Source organism: Kribbella sp. NPDC051137 (assembly GCF_040682535.1).
GTDB lineage: Bacteria > Actinomycetota > Actinomycetes > Propionibacteriales > Kribbellaceae > Kribbella > Kribbella karoonensis.
This window is the reverse complement of record NZ_JBFBBI010000001.1, coordinates 1,059,130-1,072,687: the sequence shown is the minus strand read 5'-3', so window position 1 is coordinate 1,072,687 and position 13,558 is coordinate 1,059,130. Positions and strand designations below refer to the sequence as shown.

The window sequence follows — 13,558 nt, the reverse complement described above, 5'->3', positions numbered from 1 at the left end:
AGATGCCCGAAGGAGACACCGTCTGGAGAGCCTGCAATCGGCTGAACCAGTCCCTCTCCGGGCAGGAGCTCGTCCGTACCGATTTCCGGGTGCCGTCCTTGGCGACAACCGATCTGACCGGGCGGACGGTGCTGGAGGTCGTTGCGCGTGGCAAGCACATTCTGATGCGGCTGTCCGGCGGGCTGACGCTGCACAGCCATTTCCGGATGGACGGCAGCTGGCATCTGTACCGCCCCGGTGAACGCTGGCGCGGCGGGCCGGCCCACGAGATCCGGGCCGTACTGGAGACAGCGAAGTGGACTGCCGTCGGTTACCGGTTGCCCGTACTCGACCTCGTCGCGACCGACGACGAGGACAGCATCGTCGGACACCTCGGCCCTGATCTGCTGTCTCCGTCGTTCGACCGGGCCGCGGCGATCGCCAACGTCGAGTCCGACCCTGACCGGACGATCAGCGAGGCGCTGCTCGACCAGCGCAACCTCGCCGGCATCGGCAACTTCTACCGGACCGAGGTCTGTTTCCTGCTCGGTCTGAACCCGTGGCGCCCTGTCTCGGACGTCGACGTACCGGCCGCGGTCGACCTCAGCCGGAAACTGCTGAAGGCCAACGTCCGGAACGGCGTCCAGGTGAGCACCGGGGTGGACCGCCCTGGTCAACGCACCTGGGTGTTCGAACGCACCGGTAAGGCCTGCCGTCGGTGCGGTACGACGATTCGCAGCGGGACTCTGGGCGAGCCGACCCGCGAACGCGTCACGTATTGGTGCCCGGCCTGCCAACCCGAGAGCTGATCCGCCGTCACTCCGGAACTGCCCTGTGGACAACTCTCCCGCCGTGGCAGAACACCGATACCTTCTCTGGCGCATCGAACAGACGTTCGATCGAGAGGAGAAGGCGATGTGCAACGAGTGCGGTGACCTGACCGACGAGGGCTACTCGCGGTGGATCGAGGAGAACATCCAGACGTACGGCTGGACGATGAACTACATCCCAGGCGACGGCGGCCGGAACCCGGGATTCGGGTACACAGTGGGGCTCAGCCAGTACCAGCACCCCGAGATCATCGTCTTCGAGAGCGAGCCCTGCTACGCGTACCTCAGCCTCAAGCCACTGGCCTGGGCGGTACTGGAAGGTGCCGAGTTCGACGAGGGCGACGACCTGGCGGCCTTCTTTCCGCCGCCGCACACCGCCGAGCTGCTGCGGTTCCCCGACTCCGAACTGCATTTGCGCCTGGCCAACGCCATGTACCGCCGGCCCGGGCAGCCGCCGCTACCCGCACTCCAGCTCGTCTGGCCGAGCCGCGTCACACTCATCCAGCCGGTCGGCGACGGGCAGGCCACCGACCGGGGTGTCCGATGAGCCGCCGGTCAGGCGGCCGAGGCCACGACCTCCGGCTCGATCGCCGGGTGCGCCAGCACCAGCGCCTCTTCGCGGGCCAGGTCCTCGCTCACCTCGGCGAAGACCATCGACAACGGCACGTCGAGCGCCGTGCAGATCGCCGCCAGCAGTTCGCTGGAGGCCTCCTTCTGACCGCGCTCGACCTCCGACAGGTAGCCGAGACTCACGCGGGCGTCGGCGGAGACCTCGCGCAGAGTGCGCCCCTGGCGCAGCCGCTTACGCCGCAGCACGTCGCCCAGCAGGCCACGAACCAGCACCATGAGGTTTCTCCCTTCCGCCTGTCCGGCCGCATCTACTCGCACGGTAGCGCGGCCGTAGGAACCAACGGTACCTGTTGCTGGGTCACTACCCCTCGCAATGTCCACCTTCGGTGCGCCGCGCAAGTCTGCCTTACCTGTCACCATGCTGGTCCTAACACCCTGTTCAGTCGAGTTCTTCCGCCACAACTGTCGCTCCCAGTTCCAGGACGGCCTGGACGCTCCCCCGCCGGACAGCCGCCCGGTCCCCGGACAACTGGAGCTTCCGCACCTGCACGGAGTGCGGGCCGGCCGCCGCGACGTACACCGTCCCCGCCTCGATACCCGCCTGCGGGTCCGGTCCGGCCACACCCGTCGTGGCGAGGCCGTAGTCCGCCTCCAGACGCTCTCGCACACCGCTGGCCAATGCGGCGGCCGTATCCGGGTGGACCGGCCCCACAGCGGCCAGCAGCTCGTCCGGCACACCAGCAAGCTTGGCCTTGAGATCGGTCGCGTAAACCACCACACCACCCCGATACACGGCCGACACCCCCGGCACATCCGTCAGAACCGCACCGACCATCCCACCGGTCAACGATTCAGCCGTGGCCAGCGTCACGCGACGCTCGAGCAACAGCTCCACCAACCGGCCGACCGCCGCTCCGACCCCGTCCTCCACCACTCGCCACCTCCACGTCGCAACCTGTACTCGTACTCAACACCAGGAGCTGACCACCATGCATCACCGGCGTCGTCGCCGTATCAATCCCGGCGTCCGGGTGGTCCGGCGTGACTAGACTCGTTGAAATGCCGGGGTCGAGTGGTGGGAACGCACGGTCTCGTGGGCGGACGCTCGCTGAGGTGTACAGACGCTTCGGCGAGACCGAGGAGGCGAAGGGCTCGCCGCTGTCCGGTCAGGTCGCAATCGCACTGAGCGAATCCGCCGAAGCTCTGCGCGTGATCGAGGCCGCTCCACCACGTCGACGCCACCCATCGCTGGTTCTTGCGGCGCTGCACGACCTTGCGCTCGCGGGGCAGGCCCCAGCACTTGCCGCCGCGCTCGCCGCCGCGAACGCGTCCACGGCACCCGCCACTCCCACCGATCCCTCGTCCAAGCCCTCGTCCAAGCCCACGTCTGAGCCCACGTCTGAGCACTCGGCCGAGGCCGTCGCCGACGCTCCCCTGCGCGGTGCGGCGAGTGGTGTTCGTGTGAGGTCGGCTGGTGTTGTGGCGGTTGAGGTGATGGTCGGGATGGGGGAGCTGGTTCTGGGGCGGATTGCAGGGCGGAAGGTTCGGGGGGATGAGGGTGGGCGGCATGCGGTGTTGTATCCGGCGGTTACTGAGGTTGCGCGGCGGGTTGGCGCGGATGCGATCGGGTTGATTGATGTTGGGCGGGCCGCAGCGCTGAACCTGACGGTGGATCGGGTCGGGATTTCGTACGGCAACGGACAGTTCCTGGGGCCTGCGGAGTCTGCGGTGCAGGTTTTGGCTTCGGTGGTTGGGGACGGACTGCTCCCGTCGACGGTCATGCCGGAGGTCGTGGCTCGGGTTGCGGTCGGTGATGAACTCGTGGACGTGACCGGCGCGGATGAGACGGGGTGGTTGCGGGCGTGTGTGCCGCCGAACCAGGTAGAGCGGTTGGCGCGGCTCGAGGCGGAGTTGGCGTTGGCGGCGGCGGATCCGCCGGAGCAGGTGCCGGGTGCGGTTCTCCACGTGCTGCCGGAGGCGATCGCGCGGGTACCGGACGGCGTACTGCCGGTGGTGATGACGACTTGGGTGTTGTCAGGCTTCGGGCTTGAGGAGCGGCTGCGGTTCCTGCAGCGGCTTGACGAGGCGGCGACCCGACGGCCGGTGGCGTGGGTGTCGGTCGAGGGGGTCGGGGTGGCGCCCGGGGTGCCGACGTACGGCGATCGACGGGCTTCGGGGCACAGCATCCTCGGGGTGAGCGTGTTCGAGCATTCGTCGCTCCACGCGAGCGGGGTCGGGCGGTGCTGGCTACGGGGCGAGATGCTCGCATGGCTCGCCTAGTCCCCCGCTGACCGGCACCCGCTGGACTCGCACGGCTCGCCACTGTCTAGTCCCCCCGCTGACCAGGCCCCGCTGGACCCGCACAACCCGCCACTACCCAGTCCCCCGTTGACCGGCACCCGCTGGACTCGCACGGCTCGCCACTGTCTAGTCCCCCGCTGATCGGGCCCCGCTGGACCCGCACGACCCGCCACTACCCAGTGCCCTGCTGGCTGGGACCCGCCGGACTCGCATGGCTCGGCGCTATCTAGTCCCCCGCTGATCGGGCCCCGCTGGACCCGCACGACCCGCCACTACCTAGTGCCCTGCTGACTGGGACCCGCTGGACTCGTGCGGCTCGCTGCTGTCTGGTGCCTCGCTGATGGGTCTCCGCTGACCGCTGGACCTCCTGGGCCCTGGGGTGGGTGGGTTATGGGAGGGGGCGTTTGGCTGCGGCGCGGAGGTGGAGGGCTCGGGAGAGGTAGTCGATGCCGGTGGCGACTGTGACCAGGACGGCGGCGGCCATGATGGCGACGGCCGGCCAGTGGAGGATCGCGAGGTGTTGCCATGGGAGGAGGTAGAGGCCGAGGGCGATCGCCTGGAGGACGGTTTTGAGCTTGCCGCCGCGGCTGGCCGGCATGACGCCGTGCCGGATGACCCAGAAGCGGAGCGCGGTGACGCCCCATTCGCGGACCATGACCAGGATGGTCACCCACCACGGGAGTTCGCCCAGGTACGAGAGGCCGAGGAAGGCTGCGCCGGTGAGGGCCTTGTCGGCGATCGGATCGGCGATCTTGCCGAAGTTCGTGACCAGGTTCCAGCGGCGGGCGATGTCACCGTCGAAGCGGTCGGTGACGATCGCGACCACGAACGCCGCCGTGGCGAGCAGCCGGTCGCCGGTCGCGTGGCCGCCGTCGCGGAGCAGGAGCCAGACGAAGAGCGGTACCAGGACCAGCCGCAGAACGGTCAGCGCGTTCGGCAGGTTCCAGGCGCTGGGCGCGTGGAGTGGTCCGCCGGCTGCGCGCGGCGCCGAGTTCGGTGGCGGGTTGGTCACGCGGTCAGGTTAACTGCCGGGCGGGCGTCTGGGGTGCTCACGAGTGCCGCGAACTCGGCGATCAGGTCGACGCCGTCGCTCGCTACCACCTTCGCGGACACCAGATCTCCCACCCGAATCCCCTCCGGGAGGCCCGTCACCGTGGTCACCCCGTCCACCTCAGGTCCCTGATGCGCGGCCCGCCCCTCGGCGGTCGCCGGGGCTGGCGGGAGGGGTTCCGCTGAGGTTTCGGCGGTGGGGGGTGTGGGGTCGAGGGATTCGACGATTACTTCGAGGAGTTCGCCGATGCGGGATTCGGCGCGGGCCGAGGTGAGGTCTTCGGCGAGGCGGGTGACGCGGTCCAGGCGGGCGGCGATGGTGTCCTCGTCGAGTTTGCCGTCGTACGTCTCGGCCTCGGTGCCGTCCTCGTCGGAGTACCCGAAGACGCCGATCGCGTCCAGGCCGGCGCGGGAGAGGAAGTCGCAGAGGATGTCCACGTCTTCCTCGGTCTCGCCGGGGAAGCCGACGATGACGTTGCTGCGGATACCGGCGGTCGGGGCGGCGGCGCGGACCTGGGCGATCAGCTCGAGGAAGCGCTCGGAGTCGCCGAAGCGGCGCATCCGGCGCAGGAGCGGGCCGGAGGCGTGCTGGAACGACAGGTCGAAGTACGGGACGACGCCGGGGGTGGCGGTCATCGCGCTGATCAGGGTGGGGCGCATCTCGGCGGGCTGGAGATACGAGACGCGGACGCGGGTGATGCCGGGGACGTTCGCGATCTCGGCGACCAGGGTTTCGAGGAGGCGGAGGTCGCCGAGGTCCTTGCCGTAGGAGGTCGAGTTCTCGGAGACGAGGAAGAGTTCGCGGACGCCGTTGTCGGCCAGCCACTCGGCTTCGCGCAGTACTTCGGCGGGGCGGCGGGACATGAAGGCGCCGCGGAACATCGGGATGGCGCAGAACGCGCAGCGGCGGTCGCAGCCGGAGGCGAGCTTCAGCGGCGCCATCGGTCCGCCGTCGAGACGGCGGCGCATGACGCGCGGACCGCTGGCGGGCGCGGTGGCGAGGTCGGGGGCGTCGATCTTCAGGTCTTCGGGGGCACCGGTGACGAAGCGTCCCTTGAGCTCGGAAGGCGCGGGCGAGCCGGCGGGGCGGAGAGCGTCGGGGATGTGGTCCCCCAGCCCGGCGGTACCGGGCGAACCCGTGATGCCGGCGCCGGCGGTAGGACCGGCGGCGTTCGCGGCGGCGGAGCCGGTCGCGGAGCCGGTCGCAGAGCCGGTGGGGGCGGTCGTTGGGTCGCCGTGGCCGGGGAGGGAGATGGTGGGGGCGGAGTGGCGGTCGGCGGGGGCCAGGGGGAGGAGTTTGCGGCGGTCGTGGGGGACGTGGGCCTGGTGTTTGGTGCCGGCGAGGATGGAGCGGAGCCGGGCCGAGATGTCCGTGTAGTCGTCGAAGCTGAGGACCGCGTCGGTTTCGGGGAGGGCTTCGGCGAGTTGTTCGCCGTACCGCTCGGCGAGGCAACCGACCGCGACCACTGCCTGGGTGCGGCCGGACTCCTTGTAGTCGGCGGCGGCCAGCAGCGTGTCGACGGAGTCCTTCTTCGCGGCCTCGACGAAGCCGCAGGTGTTCACCACCACCGTGTCCGCCTCGGCGGCGTCGTCGACGAGGCGGAAACCGCCGGCTTCGAGCCGGCCGGCCAGTTCCTCGGAGTCGACATCGTTGCGGGCACAGCCCAGCGTGACCAGGGCGACGGTGGTGGGTGGCGTAGTCATCCCCACGAGTATGACGCGCCGTGTCCGTCCGCACCTAACCCGGCAGCTACCTCGCCCCCGTGGGTCAGCTGGTTTTGGTGAGGGTGCCGTTGGGGTGGGCGGTGAACTTGGTGAGCTTGGTCGGGACGCGTTTGCCGTTGAGTACGACGATCAGGTTGTTCGGGTTGCCGACCTGGACGCGGATGTCGCCGGCGCTGGTGACGGACTGGGCGATGCCGGGGCTGAGTTTGCCCTGGAAGATCTTGCGATCGGTCCGGTCGCGGACCGTCAGGTAGGTGCCGTCGCCCTTCGCCGTCATGGTCAGCTCGGTCTTCAGTACGGGCGGTTTCGGGGTGTGCGGCTTCTTCGTCGGCCGGACGGTCGGCTGGGGGGTCGGCTTCGGGGTCGGCGTGGTGACGGTCGCGGAGGTGGTCGCGGTCTTGGAGGCGTTCGCCTCGATGTCGCTGGGCAGCGTGAACAGCCGCACCATCCCCCAGCCCATCAGGATCACCAGGATCGCGCCGACCACGAGGGCCCAGCGCGGTCGCGCGGGGCGCAGCGTCGGGCTCTTCACCACGGCCCGCTCCTCGCGGCGCGACTTCTCGTCCTCCGCCGCGTGTTCGGCGTCGAAGGTGGCGAGCAGCGGAGCAGGGTCGGCCTTCACCACGCGGGCGATCGCCCGGATGTGCCCGCGGGCGTAGAAGTTCCCGCCGCACCGGGAGAAGTCGTCGGCCTCCATGGCGATCAGCAACCCGGTTCTGATCCGGGTCGCGGCGCTCAGCTGCTCGATCGTCATGTCGGCCCGTTCGCGGGCCGCCGTGAGCTCGCTGCCGATGCTCACGTCCCCACCGTCCTCTCCTTCGTCCGCGCTTCAGGTCATCGGCAAACGGACCGCCGGCACCCCTGTGAACAACATGTCAACGGCCTTGGTACGACGGGGTCACGGACGAGTCAGAGTTGTTCCCTCACCGGACACCTGGCATCGGCCAGCATGTGCAGCGCCTGCACCACTTCCCCGTTCGACGGACGAGCCGTCAACCCGAACGGTATCGCGAGTGACGACCCGGTCAGCCGGCGGTTCGCATCGGTTGTCTTGCGGGTCGAACTCGGCAGTGCACCGAGGATCGGCCCGGGATCCTGCAGATGGACGGCGATCCGCCCGTCATCGAGCGGATGCCGGCGCTGCAGCACCGTCACCTCTTCGATGTCCTCCCACCGGGTACCCACCCACTCGCTCCCGATGCGCAGCCGGATGCCGACGTGGTCGGCGACCAGCATGTCCCCGACCGTGAGCGCCCGGGCGCAGACCACGGCGAGGACGGCGAACGCGGCCGCCACGATCCAGCGCAGGATGCCGGTCGGGCTGGTCGAACCGGACGCCGCGAAGCCCAGCGCCACCAGTGCGGCGCCGACGGCGAGACCGCCGTGCACCTTCTGGGAGGCGCGCACGGTGAACGGCGTCGGTCCGGGTTCCCCGTCGAATCGTTGCTGCCTGGGCAGTGCGCTCGCGGCGGTCACGGTCTCACTCTCCTCGGAGGGTGCTGATGAAGTCCTCTAGATCGTCGGGTTTGACCAGGACGTCCCTGGCCTTCGAACCTTCGCTGGGACCGACGACGCCGCGGCTCTCCAGGATGTCCATCAGCCGGCCGGCCTTGGCGAAACCGACGCGGAGCTTACGCTGCAGCATCGACGTGGAGCCGAACTGGGTGGAAACGATCAGCTCCGCCGCCTGCACGACCAGGTCGAGGTCGTCGCCGATCTCGTCGTCCAGGTCCTTGCTCGGGCCCGGTGCCGCGGTGACGTCCTCGCGGTACGTCGGCTGCAGCTGTTCCTTGCAGTGCTCGACGACGCCGTGGATCTCGCTCTCGGTGACCCAGGCGCCCTGGATACGCATCGGCTTGCTCGCGCCCATCGGCAGGAACAGCCCGTCACCCTGACCGACCAGCTTCTCGGCGCCGGGCTGGTCCAGGATGACCCGGCTGTCGGCCAGCGACGAGGTCGCGAACGCCAGCCGGGACGGCACGTTCGCCTTGATCAGACCGGTGACGACGTCCACCGACGGCCGCTGGGTGGCGAGCACCAGGTGGATGCCGGCGGCCCGGGCCAGCTGGGTGATCCGGACGATCGAGTCCTCGACGTCGCGCGGCGCCACCATCATCAGGTCGGCCAGCTCGTCGACGATCACCAGCAGGTACGGGTACGGCGTGAGGACGCGCTCGGATCCGGGCGGGGGCTTCACCTTGCCGCCGCGGACCGCCTTGTTGAAGTCGTCGACGTGCCGGAACCCGAACGCGGCGAGGTCGTCGTACCGCATGTCCATCTCGCGGACGACCCACTGCAGCGCCTCGGCGGCCTTCTTGGCGTTGGTGATGATCGGCGTGATCAGGTGCGGGATGCCCTCGTAGTTGTTCAGCTCGACCCGCTTCGGATCGACCAGGATCATCCGCACCTCGTCGGGCGTGGCGCGCATCAGGACCGAGGTGATCAGCGAGTTGACGAACGACGACTTACCCGAGCCGGTCGCGCCGGCCACCAGCAGGTGCGGCATCTTCGCCATGTTCGCGACCACGAAGCCGCCCTCGACGTCCTTGCCCAGGCCGGCCACCATCGGGTGGTGGTCGTTGCGGGCGGTCGCCGAGCGGATCACGTCGCCGAGGCTGACGGTCTCCTTGTCGGTGTTCGGGATCTCGATGCCGATCGCGGACTTGCCCGGGATCGGGGACAGGATCCGGACGTCGGCCGAGGCCACCGCGTAGGCGATGTTCTTCGACAGCGCGGTGACCTTCTCGACCTTGACCGCGGAGCCGAGCTCGACCTCGTACCGGGTCACCGTCGGGCCGCGGGTGTAGCCGGTGACCTGGGCGTCGATGCCGAACTGCTCGAACACCTCGGTGAGCCGGTCGACGACCTGGTCGGACGCCTTGGTGCGGGCCTTGTGCACCGAGCCGGGCTTGAGCATCTGCCCGTCCGGAAGCGTGTACGTGATGTCGCCGGACAGGCTGAGCTGCTCGACGCGCTGCGGCAGCGGGGTGTGCGGCGGCGGCTCGGGCGGCGGCGCGGGCTGCTTGCTCACCGCGGCCGGCTCGAACGCGGGCTCAACGGCACCGGAGGCCGCCTCGTCGACGTCGTACGCCTCTTCCTCGTCCTCCGGCGCCTTGGCCTTCGTCTTGCGGCCGCGCTTCGGCTCGTCCTTCAGCACCGGCGAGTCGTACGGCTTGACCGTCGGGTCGCTGTCGTCCTCGAGTTCGGCCTTCGCGCGGCGCTGCTTGCGGGTCAGCCGGACGGTGTCGTCGGTCGGCGCGCCCTGCACGGACGGCGCGTCCGCGGGCAGCTCGGTCCGGCCCATCAGTACGTCGAACGCCGCGCGGAACCGCAGCGGGATCGCGTACACCGGCGTACCGGTGACGACCAGCGCGCCGAAGATCGACAGCAGCACCAGCAGCGGCGCGGCGACGTACTGCGTGAGCAGGTCGGACAGGAACGACGAGATGAAGTAGCCGATCGCGCCGCCGGCGTCGCGCAGCGGGCCGTCGGCCGGGTTGTTCGGCCGGGGCAGGCCGTTGGCGATGTGGACCAGGCCGAGGACGCCGAGGCAGATCGCCGTCCAGCCGATCACCTGGCGGCCGGCCGGGCCGTTGCGGTCCGGGTGCCGCAGGGTGCGGACCGCGATCACCACCAGCATCAGCGGCAGGGCCCAGCCGAGCATGCCGATGCTGCCGCCGACGACCGTCCGGACGGCGTTGCCGACGGATCCGGGCAGGTCCCACCAGATCGCCGCGGCGACGACCATCGCGAGGCCGATCAGGAACAGGCCGGCACCGTCACGGCGGTGCTCCGGCTCGAGGTCGCGGGCGCTGTGACCGATCCCCCTCACCATGCTGCCGAGCAGGTGCGCGATGCCGATCCAGACCTTGATCACTCCACGACCGAGAGCGAGCATGGCGGCCGCGAAGGGCCCCGGTCCGCTGTTCTTGGGCGTGCTGGTCCGCGCGGCGGATGATCCACCACGTTTCGAGCTCTGCCCACGCTTCTGGGCGCCTGACGGACGGGGGCGTCCACCAGCCGCCGAACGGGCCGTACTCGGCCGCTTGGCTGCTGACTTCTGCGCCCGCGCCGGGGAAGACGTGCGGGTCGCCATACTGATCAGGCTACCCCGACCACCCCACGAGTCCCACGTGTCACACGCCGATCACACGGTCCCATCCGTAGCATCACGGCGCACTACACGGCGTAGTCGCGCCAGGTGCCACACAATCAGGTACCACCCGAGCGCGGCCAGCCCGCCGGACACCGGGCCGGAGAGGATCACCCGTACGGCGGTCTCCCCCGCCAGGTCGCCCTCCACCCGGTTGAGCTCGACGATCGCACCGACTGCTGCGAACACCAGGAGAGCGCCCAGTACGCCGTACCGGATCCACGCGGGCAGCTTGTCACCCACGGTGACCGTTGCAGGTGTACGCCGGTACCACCGGTACAGCCAGATCGCCAGGATCAGGCAGCCGCCGACTGTGCTGACGTACTGGAGGATCCGGTTGACGTCACCGACGGAGTCCGGGAACCGGCGGACGAAGTACCCGTCGCCGTGCGTGAACGAGTCCCACACGACGTGGGTCAACGCGCCGACGACAGCAGACACCACGGTCCACAGCAGGACCTTGACGCCGGGGACATGGAGTCGACCAGCAGGCAGCCGTGCAGCCAAGGCAGGTGGCGCCAGAGCGATCAGCGGGCGCTTCACGACCAGGTTGAACACCAGAAGCAGCAGCAACGCCAGCAGCGGGTCCAGCCAGAACGCCGAGGTGAACTTGTGCGTGAGCGTCAGCGTGAAGTTCCCGTTGATGTACTGCGTGGCGATCCGGTAGACCGCGCCGACGTACAGCAGGTCGGGTGCCACCGCACCGGCCACCAGCGCCGACGCCACGAACGGCCGCCGGACCAGCGGGAGGACAGCTGCGGGGTGGGCCAGGGTGAAGGGCACACCCCGCAGCCTATTGGGTCAGAACGTCGGCCAACTGCCCGCCAGAGGCTGCTGCCCGACCCCAGGTGCCGACCAGTCGCAGACACCGTTCGGGAACGTCTGCCGCAACGCCTTCCACTGCACGGACGTCAGCTTGACCTTGTAGTCGGCCTTGTTCAGCGGTTGCAGACGGCACTTGATGATGTCGTTGGCAACGGACGCACCGGCCACCTGTCGCGGCGCCGGCCATACCGGATAGAAGGTGTTGCACCGTGTCGTGCCGATGCCGTCGACCTGCGTCTCGACGATCTTCTCGTTCGTCGGACTCCAGCACGCGTCGGTCAGCGCGCCGGGCTTGTTGCGCATCAGTTTTGCGTGCGGGGAACCCGGGCCGTGGTCCGCGTCCACCGCATCCATCCACCGGTCGAGGGAGGCGAGCGCGTCGGTCAGCACCGGGTTCTTCGTGCTGAAGCCGCCCGGCGCGTCGCCCGCCTGGACCAGCATGATCTGGTTGCCGGCGTCACCGTTCGCCTTGCGCAACCGTTCGCGGAGCGAGAACGAGTGGAAGATCAGGTGGATGTCGCCGTTCGGCTGCTCGTCCCAGTACTGCCGGTAGTCGATGATCGGCGTACCGGCCAGTCCCCCGCCGCCGTTGATCAGCTGCCCGGTCCGGTACGCCGTACTGATCGCCTGCGGGTCCGCGACGGTCCGGGCCGGGACGAAGTTGGCGTCGGTGTCGAAGCCGCCGACCGTCTTGTTCAGGTCGAGGAACTGCGCGACCGAGATCTTGCCCGCGTTCAGGGCGTCCAGGCCGTACTGGATCCCGACGTTGTCCAGCGGCCGCCGGGCAGCGCCGGTGCGCGGGTCCTTGCCCCAGATGTTGACCTGGTGGTCGTAGACGTCACAGCGCGCGCCGTCCGGATTCGTCACCGGGTCGTAGCGGTCCTCGACAGGTAGTTGCGCGGGGCAATAGACCCGCGGGTCGATCCGGCGGCCGGCACCGGCGAGGTTGGCGATCGTGCCGACCTTGCCGAAGCCCGCGGCAGCCCGTTTCTGCTCGTCGGTCCAGCCGGTCGCGGACTTGAAGTAGTGGTCGAGCAGCAAGGCGTCGGTGATCGTGTGCAACGTCGCGAACCCGACCTCCGGGAACACGCAGGACGCGACGATCCCGTCCAGCAGCCCCGGGTAGTCGTCGGCGATCTGGAAGACCTGGTACGAACCGCCGGAGCAGCCCCAGCCGATGGTCTGACGCGGAACGCCGATGGTCTCCAGGATGTGTTCCCGCGTCATCGACATGGTCTCGGCGGCGAGCACGCCGTTGCAGTTGATACCGAAGACGTTCAGGCTCGACGACGCCACGGCGTACCCCTGCCCGAGCAGTACGTCGTCGTTGACACCGCCGGTCCCGCTCCCTTGCTGGTACCACCCGCCGGGGCAGCCGCCGCCGAACGTGTAGACCAGCCGGCCGTTCCACCCGCTCGGCGGCTTCACGACGCTCGGCTCACCGCCGGCGGGATCGTTGAGTACGGCGTACTCGTAGATCGACCGGTTGATGACGCCGGTCTCGACCCGGACGATGTACGGCACCGTGCGACCGTCAGACGTGGTGGTGGTCGCCAGGTCGGCCGGAGTGGAAGCCGGCAGTACCTTGAGCGAGCGGTCGACCGTGGAGCGGTACAGGTAGTCGACGCGGGTCGGCACCGTGCAGTTCGCGTCGGAGGGCGGGCCGAGCTTGACCTTGGCGAGCGTGACGAAGTCCGCCGTACCGCAGACGTACGGCGTCTCGTGGGGGCCGGCCAGCAGCGGTCCGCTGCGCGGATGGTTGGTGATCACGAGCCGCGACGAGGCGGCGGTGACCGTGTTGGATCCGTCGGTGAGGCCTTGGACGACGCCGATCAGGCGGTCCTGCTGACGGGTGAACGCGCTACTGACGTCCTGCCCGTTCAGCCGGATCTTCAGGTCGTCCAGGTGCTGCCCGGTGATCCCGAGCAGCACGTTGCCGTCGCTCACCATGTCGGCGCGCGGCGTGGACAAGACCTCGATCCGTACGTCGGAAGCCGCGCCGGCAGGTGTCACCAGGACGGCGGCGAACATCGCGGTCAGAAGTGCAACGAGGGCGGCTGGTCGCTTCATGTGATGAGTCGATCACAGCAGGTCCGAGGTCGGAAGAGTTCGTGGTAATCGGTTT

The 13,558-nt window shown here is 69.3% G+C and carries 12 protein-coding genes; 3 read left to right on the top strand and 9 right to left on the bottom strand.

The window, feature by feature from the left end; all coding sequences use genetic code 11:
• The first annotated feature begins 2 nt into the window (after positions 1 to 2).
• Together AB0M51_RS05080 and AB0M51_RS05075 are read left to right on the top strand one after the other, a co-directional pair.
• The gene (locus AB0M51_RS05080; RefSeq protein ID WP_363748093.1) at positions 3 to 788 is read left to right on the top strand and encodes a DNA-formamidopyrimidine glycosylase family protein; all 786 of its coding nucleotides are present in this window, start codon (positions 3 to 5) and stop codon (positions 786 to 788) included.
• 43 nt (positions 789 to 831) lie between these two features.
• Positions 832 to 1,356: a DUF4262 domain-containing protein gene (locus AB0M51_RS05075; RefSeq protein WP_363748091.1), complete on the top strand. Its 525-nt coding sequence runs from the start codon at positions 832 to 834 to the stop codon at positions 1,354 to 1,356.
• A gap of 8 nt (positions 1,357 to 1,364) precedes the next feature.
• Here the strand turns inward: AB0M51_RS05075 and AB0M51_RS05070 are convergent, their stop codons facing one another.
• Both AB0M51_RS05070 and AB0M51_RS05065 read right to left on the bottom strand, forming a co-directional pair.
• The gene (locus AB0M51_RS05070; RefSeq protein ID WP_325042108.1) at positions 1,365 to 1,655 is read right to left on the bottom strand and encodes a helix-turn-helix transcriptional regulator; all 291 of its coding nucleotides are present in this window, start codon (positions 1,653 to 1,655) and stop codon (positions 1,365 to 1,367) included.
• 163 nt (positions 1,656 to 1,818) lie between these two features.
• On the bottom strand, positions 1,819 to 2,310 hold the full coding sequence (locus AB0M51_RS05065; RefSeq protein WP_344200770.1) for a CinA family protein: 492 nt from the start codon (positions 2,308 to 2,310) through the stop codon (positions 1,819 to 1,821).
• A gap of 182 nt (positions 2,311 to 2,492) precedes the next feature.
• On the opposite strand from AB0M51_RS05065, the gene AB0M51_RS05060 reads away from it, so the two are divergent.
• A complete protein-coding gene (locus AB0M51_RS05060) occupies positions 2,493 to 3,659 on the top strand; it encodes a DUF2332 domain-containing protein (RefSeq protein WP_363748088.1) in 1,167 nt (388 codons plus the stop codon).
• A 409-nt stretch (positions 3,660 to 4,068) separates the two neighbouring features.
• Here the strand turns inward: AB0M51_RS05060 and pgsA are convergent, their stop codons facing one another.
• The 7 genes from pgsA to AB0M51_RS05025 form a co-directional block, all read right to left on the bottom strand.
• Positions 4,069 to 4,692 (bottom strand): CDP-diacylglycerol--glycerol-3-phosphate 3-phosphatidyltransferase, encoded by a 624-nt coding sequence (gene pgsA / locus AB0M51_RS05055; protein ID WP_344200775.1) that lies wholly within the window; start codon positions 4,690 to 4,692, stop codon positions 4,069 to 4,071.
• Positions 4,689 to 6,434: a radical SAM protein gene (locus AB0M51_RS05050; RefSeq protein ID WP_363748086.1), complete on the bottom strand. Its 1,746-nt coding sequence runs from the start codon at positions 6,432 to 6,434 to the stop codon at positions 4,689 to 4,691. Before AB0M51_RS05050 ends, pgsA begins: the two co-directional genes overlap by 4 nt.
• Positions 6,435 to 6,498: 64 nt before the next feature.
• On the bottom strand, positions 6,499 to 7,254 hold the full coding sequence (locus AB0M51_RS05045; protein ID WP_344200778.1) for a RodZ domain-containing protein: 756 nt from the start codon (positions 7,252 to 7,254) through the stop codon (positions 6,499 to 6,501).
• Positions 7,255 to 7,364: 110 nt separating this feature from the next.
• Positions 7,365 to 7,931 carry a hypothetical protein gene (locus AB0M51_RS05040; RefSeq protein ID WP_344200781.1) on the bottom strand — a complete coding sequence of 189 codons (567 nt, stop codon included), beginning with the start codon at positions 7,929 to 7,931 and terminating at the stop codon, positions 7,365 to 7,367.
• 4 nt (positions 7,932 to 7,935) lie between these two features.
• Positions 7,936 to 10,551 carry a DNA translocase FtsK 4TM domain-containing protein gene (locus AB0M51_RS05035; protein ID WP_344200784.1) on the bottom strand — a complete coding sequence of 872 codons (2,616 nt, stop codon included), beginning with the start codon at positions 10,549 to 10,551 and terminating at the stop codon, positions 7,936 to 7,938.
• 51 nt (positions 10,552 to 10,602) lie between these two features.
• Entirely contained in the window at positions 10,603 to 11,391 is a 789-nt protein-coding gene (locus AB0M51_RS05030; RefSeq protein ID WP_344200787.1) for a DUF4184 family protein, read from the bottom strand.
• An 18-nt stretch (positions 11,392 to 11,409) separates the two neighbouring features.
• The gene (locus AB0M51_RS05025; RefSeq protein ID WP_344200789.1) at positions 11,410 to 13,503 is read right to left on the bottom strand and encodes a DUF6351 family protein; all 2,094 of its coding nucleotides are present in this window, start codon (positions 13,501 to 13,503) and stop codon (positions 11,410 to 11,412) included.
• Positions 13,504 to 13,558 lie beyond the last annotated feature (55 nt).

Excerpts from the sequence above, each read along its gene's own strand:
- AB0M51_RS05080 (WP_363748093.1), top strand. The coding sequence starts at position 3 with ATGCCCGAAGGAGACACCGTCTGGAGAGCCTGCAATCGGCTGAACCAG.
- AB0M51_RS05070 (WP_325042108.1), bottom strand. The coding sequence starts at position 1,655 with ATGGTGCTGGTTCGTGGCCTGCTGGGCGACGTGCTGCGGCGTAAGCGG.
- AB0M51_RS05050 (WP_363748086.1), bottom strand. The coding sequence starts at position 6,434 with ATGACTACGCCACCCACCACCGTCGCCCTGGTCACGCTGGGCTGTGCC.
- AB0M51_RS05035 (WP_344200784.1), bottom strand. The coding sequence starts at position 10,551 with ATGGCGACCCGCACGTCTTCCCCGGCGCGGGCGCAGAAGTCAGCAGCC.
- AB0M51_RS05025 (WP_344200789.1), bottom strand. The coding sequence starts at position 13,503 with ATGAAGCGACCAGCCGCCCTCGTTGCACTTCTGACCGCGATGTTCGCC.